This window comes from Goodfellowiella coeruleoviolacea, assembly GCF_024171785.1.
GTDB lineage: Bacteria > Actinomycetota > Actinomycetes > Mycobacteriales > Pseudonocardiaceae > Goodfellowiella > Goodfellowiella coeruleoviolacea.
Genome location: NZ_JAMTCK010000008.1, coordinates 369948 through 392040 on the forward strand (window position 1 = coordinate 369948; position 22093 = coordinate 392040).

At 74.5% G+C, this 22093-nt stretch carries 17 protein-coding genes; 9 read left to right on the plus strand and 8 right to left on the minus strand.

The window, feature by feature from the left end:
- The first annotated feature begins 7 nt into the window (after positions 1–7).
- A complete protein-coding gene (glgP, locus tag LX83_RS19630) occupies positions 8–2581 on the plus strand; it encodes an alpha-glucan family phosphorylase (protein WP_253773437.1) in 2574 nt (857 codons plus the stop codon).
- Positions 2582–2759: 178 nt separating this feature from the next.
- On the opposite strand, the gene LX83_RS19635 is transcribed toward glgP, so the two are convergent.
- Genes LX83_RS19635 through LX83_RS19645 form a run of 3 tightly spaced genes read right to left on the minus strand, consistent with a single transcriptional unit; the run spans position 2760 to position 4917 of the window.
- Positions 2760–3917 carry a hypothetical protein gene (locus LX83_RS19635; protein ID WP_253773439.1) on the minus strand — a complete coding sequence of 386 codons (1158 nt, stop codon included), beginning with the start codon at positions 3915–3917 and terminating at the stop codon, positions 2760–2762.
- 44 nt (positions 3918–3961) lie between these two features.
- The gene (locus LX83_RS19640; RefSeq protein ID WP_253773441.1) at positions 3962–4372 is read right to left on the minus strand and encodes a rhodanese-like domain-containing protein; all 411 of its coding nucleotides are present in this window, start codon (positions 4370–4372) and stop codon (positions 3962–3964) included.
- On the minus strand, positions 4369–4917 hold the full coding sequence (locus LX83_RS19645) for a cysteine dioxygenase (RefSeq protein ID WP_253773443.1): 549 nt from the start codon (positions 4915–4917) through the stop codon (positions 4369–4371). The genes LX83_RS19640 and LX83_RS19645 overlap by 4 nt, the downstream gene beginning before the upstream one ends.
- Before the next feature lie 367 nt (positions 4918–5284).
- Between LX83_RS19645 and LX83_RS19650 the strand changes: the two genes are divergently transcribed.
- Positions 5285–6133, plus strand: coding sequence for an intradiol ring-cleavage dioxygenase (locus LX83_RS19650; RefSeq protein ID WP_253773445.1), 849 nt, complete (start codon positions 5285–5287; stop codon positions 6131–6133).
- A gap of 96 nt (positions 6134–6229) precedes the next feature.
- On the opposite strand, the gene LX83_RS37890 is transcribed toward LX83_RS19650, so the two are convergent.
- The gene (locus LX83_RS37890; protein WP_301328481.1) at positions 6230–7933 is read right to left on the minus strand and encodes a hypothetical protein; all 1704 of its coding nucleotides are present in this window, start codon (positions 7931–7933) and stop codon (positions 6230–6232) included.
- 123 nt (positions 7934–8056) lie between these two features.
- Positions 8057–10213 (minus strand): glycogen debranching protein GlgX, encoded by a 2157-nt coding sequence (glgX, locus tag LX83_RS19660; RefSeq protein ID WP_253773447.1) that lies wholly within the window; start codon positions 10211–10213, stop codon positions 8057–8059.
- A gap of 314 nt (positions 10214–10527) precedes the next feature.
- On the opposite strand from glgX, the gene LX83_RS19665 reads away from it, so the two are divergent.
- From LX83_RS19665 to LX83_RS19680, 4 genes are all read left to right on the plus strand, one after another.
- A complete protein-coding gene (locus LX83_RS19665) occupies positions 10528–11295 on the plus strand; it encodes an ABC transporter ATP-binding protein (protein ID WP_253773559.1) in 768 nt (255 codons plus the stop codon).
- 133 nt (positions 11296–11428) lie between these two features.
- Positions 11429–12214, plus strand: a complete 786-nt coding sequence (locus LX83_RS19670) for an enoyl-CoA hydratase/isomerase family protein (RefSeq protein ID WP_253773449.1) — start codon at positions 11429–11431, stop codon at positions 12212–12214.
- Positions 12215–12218: 4 nt separating this feature from the next.
- Complete coding sequence (locus LX83_RS19675; RefSeq protein WP_253773451.1) at positions 12219–13196, plus strand: class I SAM-dependent methyltransferase; 978 nt, start codon at positions 12219–12221, stop codon at positions 13194–13196.
- 29 nt (positions 13197–13225) lie between these two features.
- Positions 13226–14428, plus strand: coding sequence for a THUMP-like domain-containing protein (locus tag LX83_RS19680; RefSeq protein WP_253773453.1), 1203 nt, complete (start codon positions 13226–13228; stop codon positions 14426–14428).
- Positions 14429–14434: 6 nt separating this feature from the next.
- Here LX83_RS19680 and LX83_RS19685 read toward each other — a convergent pair whose 3' ends face one another.
- A complete protein-coding gene (locus tag LX83_RS19685; RefSeq protein WP_253773455.1) occupies positions 14435–15187 on the minus strand; it encodes a class I SAM-dependent methyltransferase in 753 nt (250 codons plus the stop codon).
- 137 nt (positions 15188–15324) lie between these two features.
- On the opposite strand from LX83_RS19685, the gene LX83_RS19690 reads away from it, so the two are divergent.
- Entirely contained in the window at positions 15325–16095 is a 771-nt protein-coding gene (locus tag LX83_RS19690; protein ID WP_253773457.1) for an HAD family acid phosphatase, read from the plus strand.
- Positions 16096–16203: 108 nt separating this feature from the next.
- Here the strand turns inward: LX83_RS19690 and LX83_RS19695 are convergent, their stop codons facing one another.
- On the minus strand, positions 16204–17157 hold the full coding sequence (locus LX83_RS19695) for a nucleoside hydrolase (protein WP_253773459.1): 954 nt from the start codon (positions 17155–17157) through the stop codon (positions 16204–16206).
- A 119-nt stretch (positions 17158–17276) separates the two neighbouring features.
- Here LX83_RS19695 and LX83_RS19700 point away from each other — a divergent pair, with 119 nt between their 5' ends.
- Together LX83_RS19700 and LX83_RS19705 are read left to right on the plus strand one after the other, a co-directional pair.
- A complete protein-coding gene (locus LX83_RS19700) occupies positions 17277–18044 on the plus strand; it encodes an acyltransferase (protein WP_253773461.1) in 768 nt (255 codons plus the stop codon).
- A gap of 57 nt (positions 18045–18101) precedes the next feature.
- Complete coding sequence (locus LX83_RS19705; RefSeq protein ID WP_253773463.1) at positions 18102–19109, plus strand: hypothetical protein; 1008 nt, start codon at positions 18102–18104, stop codon at positions 19107–19109.
- Between the two features lie 346 nt (positions 19110–19455).
- On the opposite strand, the gene LX83_RS19710 is transcribed toward LX83_RS19705, so the two are convergent.
- Positions 19456–22059: a helix-turn-helix transcriptional regulator gene (locus tag LX83_RS19710; protein WP_253773465.1), complete on the minus strand. Its 2604-nt coding sequence runs from the start codon at positions 22057–22059 to the stop codon at positions 19456–19458.
- Positions 22060–22093: the final 34 nt, after the last annotated feature.

Sequence of the window (22093 nt, forward strand, 5' to 3'; positions counted from 1 at the left end):
CCGAAGGGTGAGAGCACTCCGCCGGTTCACTGTCCGCGCCAGCCTGCCCGAGCCACTGGCCGCGCTGGGCACGCTCGCCACCAACCTGCGCTGGACCTGGCACCCGCCCACCCAGGAGCTGTTCGCCTCGGTGGACCCGCAGACCTGGGAACGGGTGGGCAACGACCCGCTCCGGCTGCTCGCCCAGGTGCCGGTCAGCCGGCTGGAGGCGCTGGCCGGTGACGAGAACTTCCTGTCCCGCACCAGAACCATCGCCGAGGACCTGCACCACTACCTGACCGCGCCGCGCTGGTACCAGCGCCGCCAGGAGGAGACCAACCAGCGCCGGGCCGCCGGCGGGAACGACCCGCTGCTGCCGGACTCGGTCGCCTACTTCTCCATGGAGTTCGGCGTCACCGAGGCGCTGCCCAACTACTCGGGTGGCCTTGGCGTGCTCGCCGGCGACCACCTCAAGGCCTCCTCCGACCTGGGCGTGCCGCTGATCGGCGTCGGCCTGCTCTACCGCTCCGGCTACTTCCGCCAGTCGCTGTCGCTGGACGGCTGGCAGGTCGAGCACTACCCGGTGCTCGACCCCAGGGGCCTGCCGCTGGAACTGCTCACCGAGCCCTCGGGCGCGCCGATCCTGGTGCACGTGGCCATGCCCGGCGGCCGGGTGCTGCGCGCCCGGATCTGGCGGGCCCAGGTCGGCCGGGTCCCGCTGCTGCTGCTGGACTCCGACGTGGAGGACAACGACGAGGACCTGCGCGGGGTCACCGACCGGCTCTACGGCGGCGACCAGGACCACCGCATCCGCCAGGAGATCCTGGCCGGCATCGGCGGGGTGCGGGCGGTGCGCACGTTCTGCGAGCTGACCGGCCACCCCCGGCCCGAGGTGTTCCACACCAACGAGGGCCACGCCGGGTTCCTCGGCCTGGAGCGCATCCGCGAGCTGATCAACGGCGAGGGCCTGGACTTCGACCAGGCGCTGACCGCGGTGCGCGCCGGCACCGTGTTCACCACGCACACCCCGGTGCCGGCCGGCATCGACCGGTTCCCGGTCGACCTGGTGCGCCACTACTTCGGCCAGGACGTGCTGCTGCCCGGCGTGGACACCCAGCGGGTGCTGGCGCTGGGCGCCGAGGACAACCCGGGCATGTTCAACATGGCGCACATGGGGCTGCGCCTGGCCCAGCGCGCCAACGGCGTGTCCCAGCTGCACGGCCGGGTCAGCCGGGCGATGTTCCGCGGCCTGTGGCCGGAGTTCGACACCGAGGAGGTGCCGATCGGCTCGGTCACCAACGGGGTGCACGGCCCAACCTGGGCGGCCGGCGAGATCAGCAAGCTGCTCGGCGAGTCCTCAGTGGATGGTGGGGCGGGCGCGCTCGGCCTGGAGCCGGTGAGCGACTCGCTGCTGTGGGAGCTGCGCTGCTCACTGCGCACCCGGCTGGTGGAGGAGGTGCGCCGCCGGGTGCGCGCGGCGTGGTTGCAGCGCGGCGCGTCCGCGCTGGAACTGGGCTGGACCGAGTCGGTGTTCGACCCGGAGGTGCTCACCGTGGGCTTCGCCCGGCGGGTGCCCACCTACAAGCGGCTCACCCTGATGCTGCGCGACCCGGAGCGGCTGCGCGCCCTGCTGCTGCACCCGCAGCGGCCGGTGCAGCTGGTGGTGGCCGGCAAGTCGCACCCGGCCGACGACGGCGGCAAGGCGCTGATCCAGCAGATCGTCCGGTTCGCCGACGACGCGGGCGTGCGCCACCGCATCGTGTTCCTGCCCGACTACGACATGTCCATGGCCCGCTACCTGTACTGGGGCTGTGACGTGTGGCTGAACAACCCGATGCGCCCGCTGGAGGCGTGCGGCACCTCCGGCATGAAGGCCGCGCTCAACGGCGGCCTGAACCTGTCCATCCGGGACGGTTGGTGGGACGAGTTCTACGACGGCAGCAACGGCTGGGCCATCCCGACCGCGGACGGGGTGACCGACCCGACCCGGCGTGACGACCTGGAGGCCGCCGCCCTGTACGAGCTGCTTGGCGGGCAGGTGGCGCCGCTGTTCTACGACCGGGGTGAGGACGGCGTGCCGTCCGGCTGGATGGCCATGGTGCGGCACACCCTGGCCACCCTGGGCCCGGCCGTGCAGGCGTCCCGGATGGTGCGCGAGTACGTGGAGACCTACTACGCGCCGGCCGCGCAGTCGGCGGCGTCGGTGTGCCGGGACGGGCACGCCGGCGCGCGGGAGCTGACCGCCTACCGGGCCCGGGTGGCCGCGGCCTGGCCCGCGGTGTCCGTTGTGGACAGCGGCACCGCGGTGAACGGCTCGGGCGGGCCGCGCCTTGGCGTGCCGCTGCGGGTGTGGGCCCGGGTGCACCTCGGTGGCCTCGATCCGTCCGAAGTGGACGTGCAGGCGGTGATCGGCAGGGTCGGCGACTCGGACGAGCTGCACGACGTGGTGACCGCGCCGATGCGGCACACCGGCGACGGCGGCTACGAGGCGGACGTGCCCCTGCCGCACGCCGGTTCGGTCGGCTACACCGTGCGCGTGCTGCCCAAGCACCCCCTGCTGGCCACCCCCGCCGAACTCGGCCGCGTGGCCCTGCCCCGCTGATCCCACCCTCGCGGGGTGGCCGACCCACCCACCCCCACCCCGCGAGTCGACTTTGCAAACCCCGCGAGTTGACACTTCAGGCAGGGCCATGTGGGTGAACGCGGGGCGCGGGAGCCGGTGCGGGCAAGGCGGACGGGCCGGCCGCCACCGGCCGGCCGCGCGCGTCGCCGTGCGGTGATCAGCTGATGTCCAGCCGCGCGCGGGTCGTGACGACCCTCGGCCACCAGGCGGCCAGGCGTTCGGCGTCGGCCAGGGCGGTGCGGGCCGCCGCGTTGTCGCCGGCGGCCATCTGTGCCCTGGCCAGGGTGGCCAGGTCGTCAGCGCGGCTGAGGCCGGACTCGCTCTGCTCGGCCGCCTGGGTGGCCAGGGTGATGGCCTGGTGCGGGTCGCCGTCCAGCAGGGCGAGCAGCGCCAGCGTGCCGGTCAGCCGGTACCTGGGGTAGCCGAGGGCTTCGGCGCCCTCCACCGCGCGCCGCGCCGTGGGCAGGCCGACGTCGGGCGGCAGCTGGCCGGCCTCCACCGTGGTCGCGGTCAACCCGGCCATGCCGGCCAGGCTGAACGCCATCTCGCGCGGTGTCTGGTCCTTCTCCTGCATCAACTGGCTGACCAGCGCCAACGCCTCGGCGTAGCGGGCCTGGGCGGTCAGCACCAGCACCCGCGCCGAGGTCGCGGTGCGCAGGTCCGGGTGCAGCCTGGCCAGCTCGGCCGCACCCTGCTCGGCCGTGCCCAGATCGCCGGCCTCCACCGCGTCGGTGACCCGGCTGACCAGTGGGGCCGCGTCCAGTTCGGCGGCGCGCCGGCCGGTCAGCCGGGGCAGGGCGAACAGGAACCAGCCGGTCGAGGTGGACTCGGGGGTGCGCCGAGGGAGCAGGGCGTGCACCAGGTTGGCGGTGGCGCCGAGCGCCAGCCCCCAGCCGAACGGCGTGGCCGACACCAGCCAGGTGCCGGCCACCGCGGCCAGCCCGACCAGCGCCGAGCACCCGGCCGTCAGCCACATCCGGGGCCGCACCCGGGGCCGGCCCGGGCCGATGCCCACGGAGAACAGCAGCGGCACCGCCCGCAGCACCACCCGGCGCGCCGGCGTGGTCCACTCCCGCAGCTTGGCGCCGACGCCGATCTGCACGTGGTGCACGCGCACGCCCCACGCCAGCGCGCCGAGCAGGATGCCCAGTTGCAGCGCGGCCAACTCCAGCAGCAGGCCGACCAGGGCGCCGACCAGCCCGGCGGCGGCACCGGGCACACCGGTGCCGCCTGCCACCACCTGCCACACCACCGCGGCCAGCACCGCGGTGGCGAGCAGGACAGCGGGCCGGAGGAACAACCGGAGTACGCGCACGAGCAACAGACGCTACCGGCTCCGCGCTGGTTCCCGGCCCGGGATCAGGTGATCGCCGGCGTCCCGCCAGGGCGCACCGGCAGGCCGGCCGCCGCCCACGCGCGGAAGCCGCCGACCAGGTCGGTGGCCCTGGCCAGGCCGATCCGGCGCAGGTCGCGGGCGGCCAGGCTGGAGGCGTAGCCCTCGTTGCACAGCACCACCACCGGGGTGTCCGAGGTGAACCCGGGGATCCGGTGGGCGCCGTTCGGGTCGAGCCGCCATTCGAGCACGATCCGCTCCACCACCACCGAGCCGGGCACCTCGCCCTCGGCGAGCCGGTCGTGGTGCGGCCGGATGTCCACCAGCAGGGCACCCCGCCGCCGCAGCTCGTCGGCCCGCGCCGGGCTCACCCGGTCCAGTTCGGACCGCGCCTCGGCCAGAAACCCTTCCACCCCAAGGGGTTGCGGCGTGCTCACGCCGGTTCCCGGTGCGGGGCGGCCGGCAGCGGCGGGATCACCGAGGGGATGTCGGCCAGGCTGGCGTACTCCCGGGTCGGCACCAGGGGCGGGGAGTAGGCGTGCACGCTGGCGGCGTTGTGCGCGCCGAGGTTGCGCACCTGGTGGGCGCGGCCGGCGCCGAAGCCGATGCCCGAGCCGGCCCGGTGCCGGGCCGAGCGGATCGGTCCGGTGGGGTAGCGGTACTCCTCGGCCAGTTCGCCGAGCAGCACGGTGAACGAACCGGACGCGCCGCCGTGGTCGTGCGGCTCGGTGCCCTGGCCCGGCATCCAGGACAGCAGCCACAGTTCGACGCCCTCGGTCAGGGCGAGCCTGGTCCACCAGCGCTGGCCCGGGTCGAACCGCACCACCTCGCGCAGCGGCCCGGCCAGTTCGCCGGCGACGGTGGCGGTGAGGTCGCGCAACTGCCGAGCCGTCCACAGTGGACGTTCAACGGCGAGCAGGTCGCGCAGCAGGGGGTGGTCGACGCCGGGGTGCACGTCGAGATCGGAGATGGAGGTGGTCAACGCGTGCTCCTGGGGTGAGAACGGTGTTGGCGCGGGTGCGGGTGCGGGAGCGGACGCGACGGGCACGCGGCAGCCGCCACCGCGCCGGCGACCGGCGCCGGCACGGGGATGGGGCTGAAGGGTGGACAGGCTCAGTGGCCGCGCGGGATCCGCCGCGTCCGGCTACACCCGCTCGACGCGACCAGCAGCAGGTCGACGGAGCGGTCACGCCAGCTCAACAGCGAACGGAACACGACCGTGATGCTGCCACAGCGGGCCGTGCCGCGGTGGGCCTCCCAGTGTGTGGACTGTGATGTGTTAATCGCGCTCAGTGAACTCCGACGGAGTTCCCAGGAAACTCCAACCTGATATCGGTTGCATCCTGTGCATGGCTGATTACGAAGAGCCCCCGCAAGTCGGGGCTGCTGACGATGACCAGGACACCGGACTGACCAGTCGGCGCAAGGTGCTCGGCGCGATCGGGGGACTCGGCATCGGGGCCACCGCGCTCGGCATCGCCGCGGGCGCGGCCGCGGGCCAGGCGGGCGCCACCGAGACCGGTGTCGCCGGGGCCGGGGCCGCCGAAGCCGGGGCCGAGGGCGGGGTGCGGCCGGCCGCGTACGTGCCCGCGTGCGTGCTCTCGCCGGAATCGATCGAGGGCCCCTACTACATCGACTCGACGATCCTGCGCAGCAACATCACCGAGGGCAAGCCGGGTGTGCCGCTGCGCCTGCAGCTCGTGGTGTCGAACGCGCGGACGTGCACGCCGATCAAGGACGCGGCCGTGGACGTCTGGCACTGCGACGCGGTGGGCCAGTACTCCGGCTTCCTGGCCGGCACCGCCCGGCCAGGCACCCAGGGTGTGCCCACCGACCCGTCCCGGTTCCTGCGCGGCACCCAGGTCAGCGACGCCACCGGGGCGACCAACTTCGTCACCGTGTACCCGGGCTGGTACCAGGGTCGCGCCATCCACATCCACATCAAGGTGCACGTCGGCGGCAGCACCGTCCACACCGGACAGCTCTACTTCTCCGACAGCCTGTCGGACCAGATCGCCAGGCTCCAGCCGTACGCCAGCCACACCATCCGCCGGCTGCGCAACTACGAGGACATGATCTACCGCAGCTCGGGCGGGGCCAGCACCACGCTCACCCTCACCCCGCTGGGCGGCTCGATCACGGACGGCTACCGCACCAGCATCGTGGTCGGGGTCGACCCGTACGCCAGCCCGGCCTGAGCCGGCGCGGCGGGCCCGTTCACCCGTTCGGGCCTGCGTGAACGTGCAACTCGCGGGGTTTGCACAGTCAACTCGCGGGGTGGGGCGCGAGGGTTGTCACCGTGGCTCGGCTGATCGGGTGAGCCGGCGCGCGGCCAGGGCGCGGGCCACGGTGGCGACCCGGCGGCTGGGGTGGTGTGCGGCGATCGCCGCCAGCACCTCGTCGGTGCGGCGGTGGGTCGACGGCCACAGCTCGGTGAGGTGGTCGATCTGCGCCGGCTCGTCGCGGCCGTCGGCCAGCCAGGCCACCACCCCGTCCGGCCCCTGCTCGTCCAGCACCACCCCGAGCAGGTCGACCCGGGCCAGGGCCAGCCGGTCGGTGGGGAGTTCGCCCTCGTCCAGACCGCTGGTGTGGGTCAGCCACAGCACGGCCACCGGGTCGTGCGGGCCGCCCAGCAGCAGCCGCACCTGGGCGGTGGCCAGCTCACCGAACACCGCGGCCACCAGGCTCAGCCCGGTGAGCACCCGCAGCACCGGCCGGCCCGGCCGCAACAGCGCGGTGACCAGCTCCTGGCAGGCCGGCCGGTCGGCGCGGCCGACCAGCCAGGCGCGCACGTCCGCCAGCCACTCGGCCGGGTCCAGCTCGCCGACCAGGTCGGCCAGCTGCCCGGCGGTGGCCTCGGCCGGGGCGGGCCGGACCAGCACGCGCAGGCCCAGCCGCTCGGTCAGCCGCACCGCCACCCGCCGACCGACCGGGGTGAGCCGGGCCAACTCCTGGGGTGGCGCACCGGTGAGGGTGAGCACGCCGCACGCGGCCAGCAGTTCGGCCAGCTGCCGCACGCCGGCCGGGACCAGCCGGCGCACCTGGCCGCCCAGCAGCGGGAACTCGTCCAGCGCCGCGGCGGTGACCAGCTCGGCGAGCAGGTCCAGGTCCACGCCCACGGCCCTGGCCGGGTCGGCGGCGTGCGGGTCGGCGGCCAGCAGCTCGGCGAGCAGCCGAGGGGCCGCCTGGTCGACGAAGCGCGACAGCGCCGAGTCCGGTTCGCGGTGTCGGGTGGCGGTCGGCTGGACCGCCAGCAGCGCGGCCACGATCCGGTCCACCGCGCGCAGCGGGTCGGCGGCCGGTGGCCAGTCCGGCGCGGCCACCACCGACCGGTTCTGCTGCCACACCAGGGCGCCGGCCTCCTCGGCCCACTGCAGGTACAGGTCGAGCACCCCCGGTTCGCCCGGGGACAGGCCCAGCAGGGCCAGTAGCCGGGCGGTGTCGGCGGGCGTGGGCTGGCCGTCCACCAGGCCGCGACCCGGGACGCCGAAGAACTCGCGCAGCCGGGCGAACACGGCCAGGACCGGGGCCCGCGCCGCCGCAGCCCGGCACTCGTGCTCGGCGGGCAGGCGCACCGGGCCGAGGGTGCGGCGGGCGGCGTGCAGGGCCGTCTCGAACTGGTCGGCCAGTTCCAGCGGGTAGGCGGTCAGCGCGGTACCGGGATCGCTGTCCGGGGTGAGCAGCGCCTGGTCGGCCAGGAACTCCAGCACCGCCGCCACCGTCCTTGGCACGCGGCCGGCCGGGTCCAGGCGGGGGTCCTGGCCGGCGGCCAGCTGCCGGGGCAGGTGCTCCAGCAGGCAGCGGCGCACGTCGGCCAGGCGCCAGCGGCCCAGGTCACCGTCCTGGTGGGCCCACTTCCAGTGGAACACCGCGCCGGCCAGCCGGGCGTCCTCGCGGTACCGGCGCCGGTCGAACAGCCAGGTGTGGAACTGGTCGACCAGGTCGGTGCTGGTGCTGTGGAAGGCGTCCTCGTCGGCCACGCCGAACCGCAACCGCATCCCGCCAGCATGTCAAAGAAAGCCGTGCGGCACAGCGAGTTGTCCCCGGCGCGGCGGGCCGTCAGCGCGGGCCCTCAGCACAGCGGGGCCCTCAGCGCGGCGGGCTGTCAGCGGGGTGGACCGTCAGCGCAGCGCGCGCAGGAGCAGCAGGCTGCGGCCGGGCAGCACCAGGTCGTCGCCGGGCGCCAGCGCGGTGGCGTCGGCGGGTTCGCCGTCCGTGCGGGTGGTGTCCAGCACGGGCACGTACCGCTTGCCGTACTCGGCTGCCGGCAGGGTCACGGTGATCTCCGCGTCCCCGGCGTGCAGCACCAGCAGCCACGAGTCGTCCGAGACCAGCTCGCCGTCCCGGCTGCGGGACAGGCAGCCGGAGCCGTTGATCCACATGCCCAGGGTGCGCCGGTGGTCGTCGAACCAGTCCGTCTCGGCCATCTCCTCGCCGTCGGGCCGCAGCCACACCAGGTCGGGTTCGTCCTCGGCGGTGTTGCGGCCCTCGAAGAACTCGGGCTGGCGCAGCGCCGGCGACTCGGCGCGCAGCCGGACCAGCCGGCGGGCGAAGGCGAGCAGGCCGCTGGCCTCGCCCGCGCCGTCGGCCAGCACCGACCAGTCCACCCACGAGGTGGCGTCGTCCAGGCAGAACGCGTTGTTGTTGCCGCGCTGGGTGCGCCACAGCTCGTCGCCGGCCAGCAGCATCGGCGTGCCGGTGGACAGCAGCAGGGTGGCCAGCAGGTTGCGGGCCTGCCGGCCGCGCAGCTCCCGCACGGCCGGATCGTCGGTCTCGCCCTCCACCCCGCAGTTCCACGACCGGTTGTCGTCGGTGCCGTCCCGGCCGCCCTCACCGTTGGCCTCGTTGTGCTTGCGGTCGTAGGACACCAGGTCGCGCAGGGTGAAGCCGTCGTGCGCGGTGACGAAGTTGATCGACGCCCAGGGTCGGCGCCCGTCGTCGGCGTACAGGTCGGAGGAGCCGGACAGCCGGTAGGCCAGGTCCCGCACGCCCGTGGCGCCGCGCCAGAAGTCGCGCACGCTGTCCCGGTAGCGGCCGTTCCACTCGGCCCACTGCACGCCGAACCCGCCGACCCGGTAGCCCTCGCCGGTGGCGTCCCACGGCTCGGCGATCAGCTTGCACCGCGACAGCAGCGGGTCGCAGGTGATCGCGGTGAACAGCGCCGAGTGCGGCTGGAACGCCCCGCCACCCGGCCGGCCCAGCACGCTGGCCAGGTCGAAGCGGAACCCGTCCACGCCCAGCTCGGCCACCCAGTACCGCAGCGAGTCGGTGACCAGCCGGATCACCGTGGGCGAGCCGGCGTCCAGGGTGTTGCCGCAGCCGGTGAGGTCCACGCCGCGCCCGTCCGGGCCGTGCGCGTAGTACGCGGGCGCGTCCAGGCCGCGGAAGCACAGGGTGGGGCCGGACTCGTCACCCTCGCAGGTGTGGTTGAACACCACGTCGACGATCACCTCGATGCCCACCGCGTGCAGTGCGGCCACCATGGTGCGGAACTCCGCCACCTCCTGGCCGGGCTCGCTGGCGTAGCCGGGGTGCGGGGCGAAGAACCCCAGCGGCGAGTAGCCCCAGTAGTTGTGCCGGCCGGTGCGCAGCAGCGCGGGCTCGTCGGCGAACGCGTGCACCGGCAGCAGTTCCACCGCGGTCACGCCCAGCCGGACCAGGTGCTCGATCACCGCCGGGTGGGCCACGCCCAGGTAGGTGCCGCGCTGGTGGGCCGGCACGTCCGGGTGCCGCGCGGTGAACCCGCGCACGTGCAGCTCGTAGAGCACGGTCTCCTCGAACGGCACCTCGGGCGCCGGCCCGGTGTCCGGCCCGCCGGGCGAGGTCACCACCGACAGCGGCACGCTGTCCAGCGAGTCGGTGACCGACGGGCCACCGGTGTGCGGGTCGTCGACGTAGCCCAGCGCCGGCTCCAGCGCGGTCAGCCGGCCGGTGATCTGCCTGGCGCAGGGGTCCACCAGCAGCTTCGCCGGGTTGCAGCGCAGCCCGCGGGCCGGATCGTAGGGGCCGTGCACACGAAACCCGTAGCGCTGGCCCGGGGTGACGCCCGCGACCAGTCCATGCCAGACACCAAAGGTCCGCTCGGTCAGCTCGACGCGCCGCTCCACCCGGCCGCCCCGGCCGTCAGCGCCACCGTCCTCGCTGATCAGACACACTTCGACGGCCTCGGCGACCGAGGACGCCACGGCGAACCGCACCCCGCCGGCCTCGGGGTGCGCGCCGAGCGGGAACGGACGCCCGGCCAGGACGGGCAGGTCGGAGGCTGCTGTGGTGGCCACCCCTCGATCTTCCCAGCGTCGCGCCGGCTCGTCTTCACTCCGCCGTGTCGTTTCGGTCGCCGGCGGTCACGGTTCGCGGTCTGGCCAGGTGGAACCACCCGGTCGGCTGGTCGCGCAGGTCACATCAGGTCACCCCAGTGGTCGGTGCGCTGATGCTCGTCAGAAACAATGGCGCCGTGACCGACCACGGGGCGAAGCAGGGCGCGGTGCGAGAACTCGGTGCTGACGGGCACAGCAGGGCCGACGGGCACAGCAGGGCCGACGGGCACAGCGGGGCCGACGGGCAGGTGGATGTGACCGACCTGGTCGTGCACATGGCGGACGTCACGGTCCGGCGGGGCGGCAACACGCTGCTCGACACGATCGGGTGGAGCGTCGAGCTGGACGAGCGGTGGGTGGTCCTCGGCCCCAACGGCGCCGGCAAGACCACGCTGCTGCGCCTGGCCTCCGCCGAGATGCACCCGTCCTCGGGCGTGGTGCACCTGCTCGGCGAGCGGCTGGGCACGGTGGACGTGTTCGAGCTGAAGCCGCGGATCGGGCTGTGCTCGTCCGCGCTGGCCGTGCGGGTGCCGCCCACCGAGAAGGTCGCCGACGTGGTGGTCAGCGCCGGGTACGCGGTGCTGGGCCGCTGGCGGGAGAACTACGACCAGCTGGACACCGGCCGGGCCGCGAGCCTGCTGGACGCGCTGGGCGTCGGCCACCTGGCCGAGCGCGAGTTCGGCACCCTGTCCGAGGGCGAGCGCAAGCGCGCGCTGATCGCCAGGGCGCTGATGACCGACCCGGAGATGCTGCTGCTGGACGAACCCGCCGCCGGGCTGGACCTGGGCGGCCGGGAGGACCTGGTGGCGCGGCTGTCCGGGCTGGCCATGGACCCGGACGCGCCGGCCATGGTGCTGGTCACCCACCACGTGGAGGAGATCCCGCCCGGCTTCACCCACGCGCTGCTGCTGCGCGAGGGCGGCGTGGTCGCCCAGGGCCTGGTCGACGACGTGATCACCGCCGAGAACCTGTCCGCCACCTTCAACCAGAACCTGGAGCTGCAGCGGATCGGCGACCGGTTCTTCGCCCGACGCCTCGGCTGACCGCCCCGCCCCTGGCGTCGACCGCCCGCACGACCCGCGCCCCGGCGCCGGCCGCGTTGCGGCTGTGCCCCGCTACCACGCGGTAACCTGCCTGCGGCAGGCGCCAGGGCAAGGTCAGTTGAGGAGGAGCGCGGTGAGCGACAGCGAGTTCGTCAGGCTCGAAGTGGACGGTGGCATCGGCACGATCCGGCTGGACCGGCCGCCCATGAACGCGCTCAACACCCAGGTCCAGGAGGAGATCCGGCTCGCGGCGCAGCAGGCCGGCCAGCGCTCCGACGTGCGCGCGGTGATCGTCTACGGCGGCCCCAAGGTGTTCGCGGCCGGGGCCGACATCAAGGAGATGGCCGAGCGGAGCTACCCGGAGATGGCCGAGCGGGCCCGGCCGCTGTCCGAGGCGCTGGGCGCGGTCGCCCAGATCCCCAAGCCCACCGTGGCCGCGATCACCGGCTACGCCCTGGGCGGTGGGTTCGAGCTGGCGCTGTGCTGCGACCGGCGCATCGCCGGGGACAACGCCAAGGTGGGCCAGCCCGAGATCCTGCTCGGCATCATCCCCGGCGCCGGCGGCACCCAGCGGCTGGCCCGGCTGGTCGGCCCGAGCAGGGCCAAGGACATCGTCTACACCGGACGGTTCGTGGACGCGGCCGAGGCACTGGCCATCGGCATGGTCGACGAGGTCGTGGCCCCCGACGACGTGTACGCGGCGGCCCGGCGGTGGGCGGAGCGGTTCGTGACCGGCCCGGCCATGGCCCTGGCCGCGGCCAAGGCCGCCATCGACGGTGGCCTGGACACCGACCTGGCCAGCGGGCTGCGGCTGGAGAGCCACCTGTTCGCCGCGCTGTTCGCCACCGAGGACCAGAAGACGGGAATGCGCTCGTTCATCGAGAATGGTCCCGGCAAGGCGACCTTCGAAGGACGGTGACCACGTGACCGGCACAACCGATCCCACGCCCAACCCGCACGCCAGTGCCGAGCAGGTCGCGGCGGCGTGGCAGGACCCCAAGCTGGCCAACGTGCTCTACCACGACTGGGAGGCCGGCAGCTACGACCAGAAGTGGTCGATCTCCTACGACGAGCGCTGCATCACCTACGCCACCGACCGGTTCCGCGCGGTCGCCGGCGAGACCGGCTGGCCCTACGGCCACGCCCTGGAGCTGGGCAGCGGCACCGGGTTCTTCCTGCTCAACCTGATGCAGGGCGGGGTGATCAGCAAGGGCTCGGTCACCGACCTGTCCCCGGGCATGGTCGAGGTGGCGCTGCGCAACGCCGAGCACCTGGGCCTGGACGTGGACGGCCGGGTGGCCGACGCCGAGCGCATCCCCTACGACGACGACACCTTCGACCTGGTCGTCGGGCACGCGGTGCTGCACCACATCCCGGACGTGCCCGCGGCCCTGCGCGAGGTGCTGCGGGTGCTCAAGCCGGGCGGCCGGTTCGTGTTCGCCGGTGAACCCACCAAGGTGGGTGACTTCTACGCCCGCAAGCTGGGCCAGCTCACCTGGTGGCTGAGCACCACCATCACCAAGCTGCCCGCGCTCAGCTCCTGGCGCCGGCCGCAGCAGGAGCTGGACGAGTCGTCCCGGGCCGCGGCCCTGGAGGCCGTGGTGGACCTGCACACCTTCGACCCGAGCCAGCTGGAGCGGATGGCGCTCGGCGCGGGCGCGGTGGACGTGCGCGCGGTGACCGAGGAGCTGACCGCCGCGCTGTTCGGCTGGCCGGTGCGCACCTTCGAGGCCGCGGTGCCGCAGGGCAAGCTGGGCTTCGGCTGGGCCATGTTCGCCTACCGCAGCTGGCAGCGACTGTCCTGGTTGGACGAGAAGGTGCTGTCCAAAGTGGTCCCGCGCGAGCTGTTCTACAACGTGCTGATCACCGGGACCAAGCCGGAAGGCCCGGTCAGCCTGTAGGCCGGCACCGTCCGATCGGGACACTCCAGATGGGATACCCGTTCACCGTCGCGGACGTGGCGTTCCTCGGCTCGGCCGAGGGACGCGCCGCCCTGTCCGCCGTGGCCGAACTGCCGCTGACCCCGGACAGCTACCTGGCCGACGTGGGCCGGGCCAGGGCCGTGGCCGGCGAGCGGTACGCGGCCGTGCTGGAGACCGTGCTGCTGCGCCGCAGGGCCGGGACCAAGCTGGCCGGCGCGGCCGACTGGCTGTGCACCGACGACGCCCTGCAGCAGGCCACCGCCACGCCCGTGGCCGAGCACCGGGCGGCCCGGCTGGCCGGCCGGGACGTGCACGACGTGACCTGCTCGATCGGCGCGGACCTGATCCCGCTGGCCCGCACCGCCCGCCGCTGCCTCGGCTCCGACCTCGACCCGGTCCGGCTGGCCATGGCCAGGCACAACGCCGCCGTGGCCGGGGTGGCCCCGCTGCTGGTGCGGGCCGACGCGCTGCACCCGGTGTCGCGCGGCGCGGTCGTGGTGGCCGACCCGGCCCGCCGCTCGGCCGGCGGTCGGCGGGTGTGGCGGCCGACGGACTTCGTGCCACCCCTGGACCAGCTGGCCGAGGCGCACCGCGGCGCCGACCTGGTGGTCAAGTGCGCGCCCGGCATCGACTTCGCGGTGGCGCCGTGGGCCGGCGAGGTGGAGCTGGTCTCGCTGGACGGCCAGGTGCGCGAGGCCAGCCTGTGGAGCGGCGGCCTGACCGAGCCCGGCGTGCGCCGCCGCGCCTCGGTGCTGCGCACCCGCGAACCCGGCCCCGACGGTCCACACTGGACGCTGGTGGACGCGGTCACCGACGCCGAGCCCGACGACTGCCCGGTGCGCCGGCCCGGCGAGTGGCTGGTCGACCCGGACGGCGCGGTGGTGCGGGCCGGCCTGGTCCGCCAGTACGCGGCCAGGCACGGCCTGGGCCAACTCGACGAGCACATCGCCTACCTGACCGGCGACCGCCCGCCGCCGGGCATCCGCGCGTTCCGCGTGCTCGACCACGGGCACTACAGCGAGAAGGCGTTGCGCGGGGAGCTGCGCCGCCGCCAGGTGGGCGCGGTGGAGATCCTGGTGCGCGGTCTGGACGTGGACCCGAACGCGCTGCGCCGCCGGCTGCGCCCGACCGGGCCAGCCGCGCTCAGCGTGGTGCTGACCCGGATCGGCCACCGCCCCACCATGCTGCTCTGCCAGCCGGAACGCACCTGACCCCGATCACGCCCGCACCCGCGCGACCAGGGCGAAGCGGTGGCAGCTGGCGGCCAGCGGCCGGCCGGGACGGATGTCCTCGTGCACGGCGCGCAGCCGCTCGGCGTAGCGCTCGACCGTGAAGTCGGGCACCTGCCAGGGCGTGATCCGCAGGAACAGCACGAGCGCGCCGACGTCGTGGAACTCGGCGGGCACGTGCGCCTCGGCCCGCCAGGTGACCTCGAACCCGGCGTCGGCCAGCTGGGCAGCGGCGGCGGCCAGGTCCCAGTCCAGGTAGGCGTGCGGTGGCGCGCCCAGGGCCTGGTTGACCTCGGCCAGGTCGCGCCCGCCGACCTGCTGGGTGAGGAACACCCCGCCCGGCGCCAGCACCCGGCGGATCTCGGCCGGGTCGTAGGACTCGTGCCTGCTGGTGATCAGGTCGAACGAGTGGTCGGGAAACGGCAGCAGGTCGTCGTCGCCGACCTCGGCCACCGCGATCCCCAGCGGGGTCAGGCGCCGCCTGGCGATCGGCACGTTCGGGGCGAAGCCCTCGGTGGCCGCGGTGCGCGCCGGCAGCGGGGCCAGCGAGGACAACAGCTCGCCGCCGCCGGTGCCCAGGTCCAGCAGCGAGTCCACACCGGACAGCCGCTCGGTCACCAGCCGCCGGTAGTCCCAGGGCAGCGCGTCCTCGCGCGCGGTGAACCGGCCCTGGAACACCCCGAAGTCCCACCCCTCGAACGGCGTGGTCAGCCCCTCGGTGATCAGGCGGTCGTAGTCCACAGCAGCTCCTCAACCGGGTGAATTCCTCGTCCGCTGGCCGCCCCGGCACCCCTACCGGGCGGTCGGGCCCAATCATCAGCTGAGGGCCCGACGAGCTGGACGGTGGGCTAGCCACCCGCGGCGGAGAGGAGGCCACCATGACAGGCCGGTACACCGGACTGGGCCGGGTCGCGGCCGTGGTGGCACTGGTCGGCGCGCTGGTCACCGCCGCGGCCGTGCCCGGCCGGCCGCACGCCGGCGACACCCGCACCTGGCTGGCCGAACCCGCCAACCTGGACCGGGTCAAGCGGGAGATCAGCCGGTACTACGGCGGTCACGTGGACGACGGCGGCCACCACCACGCCACCCAGGACAGCCCGTGGGCCAGGCGGGTCGCCGAACTGGTCGGCCAGGCCAGGGCCTACCTGGCGGCCCGGCTGGCCGCGCGGGTGCGCCAGCCGGCCATCGTGCTGGACATCGACGACACCAGCGAGCAGACCTACGACTGGTCCGCCGACCGGGACTTCGCCTTCGACGCCGCGGCCCAGCGGCAGGCCATCGCGGACGCCGCGTTCCCACCGGTCGAGCCGACCAGGGAACTGGCCAACTGGGCCAGCCAGCACGGGGTCCGGGTGTTCTTCGTGACCGGGCGGGCCGAGGAGCTGGCGGGGAGCACCGCCGCCGGGTTGCGGGTGCACGGCTTTCCCGAGCCGGCCGGCCTGTTCCTCCGACCCACCCGCACCCCGCGCCCCTACCTGCCGTGCGGGCTGTCCTGCGACACCGTCGCCTACAAGTCCGGCACCCGGGCGTTCCTGGAGGCCCAGGGCAACACCATCGTGCTCAACCTGGGCGACCAGGACAGCGACCTGGCCGGCGGGCACGCCGAGCGCGCCGTGAAACTGCCCAACCCGATGTACACGATTCCCTGATCCGACTCGATCACCCCGGACACGGCCGTCCCGCGGTTCTTCTCGCCGAGATCAGCTGGTATCGGCGCCCGGGCGGCCAGGACAGCGGCGTGGCCGGCACCGGGTGGGTCACAGCGCGCGCAGCCGGTCCAGCACGAACGCGCGGACCCGGTCGAGGTCGGCGTCCAGGGCGATGTCCACCCGCCGCCGCTGGTCCACTCCGGACTCGGTGCTGATCAGCGCCGACCTGCGGTCGGCGAGCAGCGCGCCCCGGGCCGGGCCGGTGGTGCAGTCCACGTCGACCGGGTAGCTGGTGCTGGTCAGCAGTCCGGGCGACACGGCTTCGGCCACGGCCACGGCGTCGTGCAGCACCGTGCCCTGCCAGCCCATCCGCTGGTAGTACCGCTGGTAGTCGGCGGTCAGCCCGACCAGGGCCGAACCCACCTGGCTGGCGGCGTCCAGCGCGGCCAGCCAGTCCAGGTCCACGCCGCAGCGCAGGGTCAGGTCGAGCGGGACCACCACGGTGGGCAGGTCCTCCTCGACCAGCACCCGCCGTGCCGCCTCCGGGTCGCTCCAGATGTTGAACTCGCTGGTCGCCGTGACGTTGCCGACGTCGAGGCCGCCGCCCATGACCACCAGCCGGCCGATCTTCGACCGCACCGACGGGTGCGCGGCCAGCAGCAGCGCCACGTTGGTCAGCGGCCCGACCGCGGCGATGGTGACCGGCTGCTCGGCCGCGGTCAGCACCTCGGTCATCAGCGTGACCGCGTCCACCTCGGCCGGCGCCCGGCTGGGCGTGGGCAGGGTGCTGGCCCGGCCGGACAGGCCGTCGCTGCCGTGCGCGTAGCGGGCCCGGTGCGGGTGCGGGTGCACCAGCGGCCGGTCCGCCCCGGCGGCCACCGGCACGTCCGGCCGCCCGCACAGCTCCAGCAGCCGCAGGGCGTTGTCGGTGGTCGAGGCCAGCGGCACGTTGCCGAACACCGTGGTCACCGCGCGCAGGTCGACCTCGGGACTGGCCAGGGCGAGCGCCAGGGCGAACGCGTCGTCCACGCCGGGGTCGGTGTCGATGATGAGCGGGATCATGCTGCGCGCTACCTCCGTGCCGGGGCTGTCCTCCTGCCTCATCCAAGCTGATGGGGCTGGTCACCGCACAGGTAGTTCCCGGTTTGGTGGGGAATACCTCTCGGCTACCGTTGCCGCTGATGACCAGCATGTGGGGAGCGCCCCTGGCGGCGCGGATGACGTCGTGGCGGCGAACCCGCCGTGATCCGGACCAGGCCCGGTTTCTCACCGTGGCCTCGCTGCGCTGGGTGCTGCGCAACCGCGCCTACACCCCGTGGTACCTGGTGCGGTACTGGCGGTTGCTGCGGTTCCGGCTGGCCAACCCGCACGTGGTGCTGCGCGGCATGGTGTTCCTCGGGCGTAACGTGGAGATCCACGCCCGCCCCGGCTACGGCCGGCTGGAGATCGGCCGGTGGGTGCACATCGGGGACGGCAACGCCATCCGCTGCCACGAGGGCTCACTGCGGATCGGCGACAAGGTGGTCTTCGGCAAGGACAACACGGTCAACTGCTACCTCGACGTGGAGATCGGCGCGGCCACCCTGGTCGCCGACTGGGTGTACGTCTGCGACTTCGACCACGTCACCACCGACGTGCACCGGCCCATCAAGGACCAGGGCATCGTCAAGTCGCCGGTGCGGATCGGGCCGGACAGCTGGATCGGCACCAAGGTGACGGTGCTGCGCGGCACCCGGGTGGGCCGGGGCTGTGTGCTGGGCGCGCACGCGGTGGTGCGCGGTGACATCCCCGAGTACTCGATCGCGGTGGGCGCGCCCGCCCGGGTGGTGCGCAACCGGCGCGCCGACTACGAGGCCGACGCCGAGCGCCGCGCGGCCGTGGCGGACATGGCCCGCAAGGCCGACGAGGCGCTGCGCAGGACGCTCGACGATTCCACCGACAAGTCCTGACCGCGGTTGGCATACTCGGCCGCCAGGTGTCCCGGTTTCCAGGGAGGTTGGCGGAGCGTGGAACTCGTGGGGGATGTGGCGGCCGCCGTTGAGCTGGCTCGGTCGCTGCGGGCTGCCGACACCGGTGGGTGGCGGGCCAGCGGCGTGCGGCAGGTGCTCGACCAGCTCGGCGCCGGTGCGCGAGCGCACCCGGTCGGGGAGTTCGAGCGGCGGTTCGTGCACGCCGGTGAGGAGTTCGTCGGCATCACCGTGCCGGTCGCCACCGCCGAACCGACCCACGCGGCCCAGGCCGCCTGCTTCCGCCAGGTCGCCGAGGCGCTGACCGAGGAGTTCGGCGCGGCCCCGATCCTCGGTTCCTACGGCGGCGTGAGCCCGTTCTACGGTGGCCAGCTGTCCCCGTGGGGCTCGCACTTCCTGCGCTGGCGGGGACGGCCCAACTCGCTGGAGCTGCGTGCCGGCGCGGCCGGGCCCGAGCTGCTGCTGCACCCGACCGAGCCGGTGGAGGACTGGTTCTGGCGGCAGGGCCAGGGAGTGGAGTTCGAACTGGCGGGCTTCTTCGCGTTCGCCCAGCGCGACCGGGCCAACGAGGGCCTCGGCCTGCCCGGCGGGTGGCGCGCGGGTGACTGGGACACGTTCCACCGCGCGCTGCGGGGATTCCTGGCGGCGTTGCCCACGGAGACGGCGGCCCTGGGCGTGGCCCTGTCGCCCGGGATCTACCTGTCCGGCGCCAACGGCGCGGTCATGGTCGACCTGGAGGTCGGCGACGACCTGGAGATCATCGCCTACGCGCTCGACAAACCCGCCACGGTGGACTTCGCCGGCCTTGGCTGGCCGCCGCCGTCGGCCGGGGGCGACCGGCCCACCCCGGCCAGCCTGCCGGTCGTCGGCCGGACGGGCGGCATCGCCCCGGGTGAGGTCGACGCGGCCGGCCTGGCCAGCCTGCTGGTGGACACGGCCCGCGCGATCGGGGTGGCCGCACCCGACCAGTTGTGCCTGCGCGACTGGTCCCAGCGGGCCGGCGACTACCGCGTCAACTTCTACGGTCTGACCCTCAGCGAACGCTGACCCCGAACGGGCCCTGACCGGGTGCTCGACCCTGAGCAGGGCCCGCCCGTGACAGGTGCTCGCCCCTGAGCGGGCACTCGCCCTGACCGGGTGCACGACCCTGAACGGGCGCTGACCGGGCGCTAACCCGATCGGCGCAATCGCGGCACACTCCGCGTTTCCCCTGCTCATCCCGCGAGTCGTGCGTTCGCGCCCCGCGAGTTGACCGTTCGGGCAGGGCCGAACGGGTGATGCGGGGGCGCGGGGTGCGGGCCGGGGGTCACCCACATGGGCCTGCGTGAAGTGTCAACTCGGGGGGTTTGCAAAGTCGACTCGCGCGGTTGCGGAGGGGAAGTAGGTCAGCTGGTCAGGTGTCTGACGGGTGGTGCACCAGGGCGCGGAGTTGGGCCAGGAGTTCGCCGCGGCTGGTGGCGCCCAGGCGTTGGCGCATCCGCGCCACGTGATGCTCGACCGTCTTGGCGGAGATGAACAGGCGGTCGGCCACCTGCTTGTAGGTCAGGCCGTCCAGCACCAGGCCGGCCACCTCGCGCTCGCGGTCGCTGAGCTGACCCGCCGCGCCCGCGCCGGACCGGGCCGCGCCGGCCTGGGGCTTGCCCGGATCGGCCGTGGCCGGGCGGGCCTGCCTGGTGGCACCGGCTGGGCGGCCCTGCAACACCCGGGCGCACTCCAGCAGCCCCACCATGGCCTTGCGGTCGGCGGTGCGGATCGCCGCCTGGCCGGCCAGCCGGGCGCCGTCCCAGCACAGACCGGCCGCGTGCAGGCCGCGGGCGGCCGACTCCACGCTGTCCGGATCGACCTGGCCGGCCAGCACCGCCAGCCAGCTGTGCGCCGCCGCCGACAGCACCGCGTGGTGGCGGCCGTGCTCGGCCGCGCCGGCCAGCGCGGCGGCGTGCCGCTCGGCCGCGGCCGGCTGCTCGGCGATGATCGCCGCGTGCAGGCAGCTCCAGTGCAGCGCGCTGGTCCACAGTGGAGGATCACCCAGCTGCGCCAGCAGCGCGGTGGCCTGCTCCAGGTGCGGGGCCAGCCGGTCCTGGTCGCGCAGCCGGGCCGCGGCCGTGGCGAACTCGCCCAGCGGCAGCAGCGTGAACAGGTCGACCGGATGGCGCAGCACCGCCTCGCACGCCTGGTGCCAGATCCGGTGCAGCGCGGCCACGTCGCTGTCCCGCCGGGCCAGCCCCACGTCCAGGGCCACGGCGAACAGCCAGTCCCGCGGCTCCAGCGCCGGCACGCTCGCGCGGAGGGCGCCCAGCAGCTCCCGCGCCTGGGTGGTGTTGCCGCGCAGCATCAGGATCCACGCCTGGAGCAGGCGGTGCCGCGTCGCCATCAGCGCGCCGCCCATGCTCGCGCCCACCGCGCGGGCCAGCACCGACTCGGCCACGGTCAACTCTCCACAGTGGATCGCGGCGAGCGCGGCCAGCGCGGCCGGGCTGTCCGGCAGCAGCACCGCCTGCCCGGTGGGTTCCAGCAGCGCCGACGCCCGGACCAGAGTGGACAGTGCCGTGGTGGCCGGCGCGGTGACCGACTCGTGGACGCCCTGCGCCATCAGCGCGGTCGCCCCGGCCAGCAGGGTCGGCGGACCGTCCACTGTGGAGTCGGCGAGCAGCTGGCCGGCCTCGGCCAGCCGGCCGGTGCCCACCAGGCCGACCACGGCCAGCGCGGTGTCCTGGCCGGCCCACCGGTACAGCTCGGCGCTGCGCCCCAACTGGCCGCGGTGCGCCAGCGCCGCCGCCACCACTCTGGCGCCGGAGCGGTCCGGGGTGTCGCCGTCGCCGATCACCTGGTCGGCCAGGCGCAGCGTGGCGTTCAGGTCACCGGACAGCGCGGCGGCGTGCGCCCACCGGGCGAGCAGGGCCGGACTGGGCCGGGCCGCGTTGCTGGCCGCCGCGTACAGCTCGGTGGACAGCGCGGGCTCGGCCGGCAGCGCCTCCTCGGCCGCCGCCTCGAACGCCGCCGCCGCGCTCGCCCCGCCAATGCCGGTCCTGATCAGCGAGCGGGCCAGGCCGAGCAGCGGGCCACCGCGGGCCAGCTGCAACTCGGCCAGCCGCTGGCGCACCGCCACCTGCCGCTCCAGCGGGATCAGCGCGCGCACCGCGGTCCTGGCGATCGGCAGCAGGGTGGCGTCCGGCCCGAGCAGGCCGGTCGCCCTGGCCGCGGCCATCACCTCGGCCACCCCGTCGGCGTCCCGGCCGAGCAGTGACCCGAGCAGGTCCAGGTGGGGCGCCAGCCCGGCCTCGGCGGCGAGCAGGAACCGCTGCAGGTCCGGGCCGAGGCGCTCCAGCTCGTAGCGGAACCGGGCGAGTGCCGTGGGCGGCAGGCTCGGCTGGGCGCCTGCCTGCTGACCGGGGATGGTCTCGGCGAACGCGTCGGCCAGCCACGCCACGAACCTGGGCACGCCACCGGTCTGGGCGTGCACGAACTCGGCCAGCGCCCGGTGCGGCGCGGCACCCCACACCGCGGTCAGGTAGGCGGTGGTCTGGGCCTGGTCGAACGGCCGGGGCAGCAGCGGGGTGCGGGCCCGGCCGATCAGGTCGGTCAGCTCGGCCAGGGCCGCCGACCGGGGCCACGGCCGGAACGCCACGGCCAGGCACAGCCGGCCGGTCTCGGCGATCCGGCGCAGCGCGCGCAGCCGGTCCTCGCCGAGCTGGTGCGCGTCGTCGACCAGCAGCACGCCGGCATAGCCCCGCTCCCGGCCGCCCTCGTCAGCCGCTCCGCCGGGCACGCCGGACTCGACCGCGCCCTGCCGGCCGTCCAGCACGGGCACGCCGGCCCGCCGGTAGGCGGCGGCCACCTCGCCGAGCACCGTGGTCTTGCCGTGGCCGCCGGGCGCCAGCACGCCGATGTGCGTTCCCGCGGTCGGGTCGGTCTCGATGGCGGTGAGCAGGTCCCTGGTTTGCCGATCGAGGATCAGCTCGGTGTCGGGCACGGTTCCGGGGCTCAACAGCGTCCTCATCCTGGTTGGTCGTGGCCTGATGCGTCCGGGCCGC

What these genes read in the sequence shown, in the direction of transcription:
- LX83_RS19695 (WP_253773459.1), bottom strand. Translation starts at nt 17,157, where the DNA reads ATGATCCCGCTCATCATCGACACCGACCCCGGCGTGGACGACGCGTTC.
- LX83_RS19710 (WP_253773465.1), bottom strand. Translation starts at nt 22,059, where the DNA reads ATGAGGACGCTGTTGAGCCCCGGAACCGTGCCCGACACCGAGCTGATC.
- LX83_RS37890 (WP_301328481.1), bottom strand. Translation starts at nt 7,933, where the DNA reads ATGCGGTTGCGGTTCGGCGTGGCCGACGAGGACGCCTTCCACAGCACC.
- LX83_RS19690 (WP_253773457.1), top strand. Translation starts at nt 15,325, where the DNA reads ATGACAGGCCGGTACACCGGACTGGGCCGGGTCGCGGCCGTGGTGGCA.
- LX83_RS19665 (WP_253773559.1), top strand. Translation starts at nt 10,528, where the DNA reads ATGGCGGACGTCACGGTCCGGCGGGGCGGCAACACGCTGCTCGACACG.
- LX83_RS19680 (WP_253773453.1), top strand. Translation starts at nt 13,226, where the DNA reads ATGGGATACCCGTTCACCGTCGCGGACGTGGCGTTCCTCGGCTCGGCC.
- LX83_RS19650 (WP_253773445.1), top strand. Translation starts at nt 5,285, where the DNA reads ATGGCTGATTACGAAGAGCCCCCGCAAGTCGGGGCTGCTGACGATGAC.
- LX83_RS19700 (WP_253773461.1), top strand. Translation starts at nt 17,277, where the DNA reads ATGACCAGCATGTGGGGAGCGCCCCTGGCGGCGCGGATGACGTCGTGG.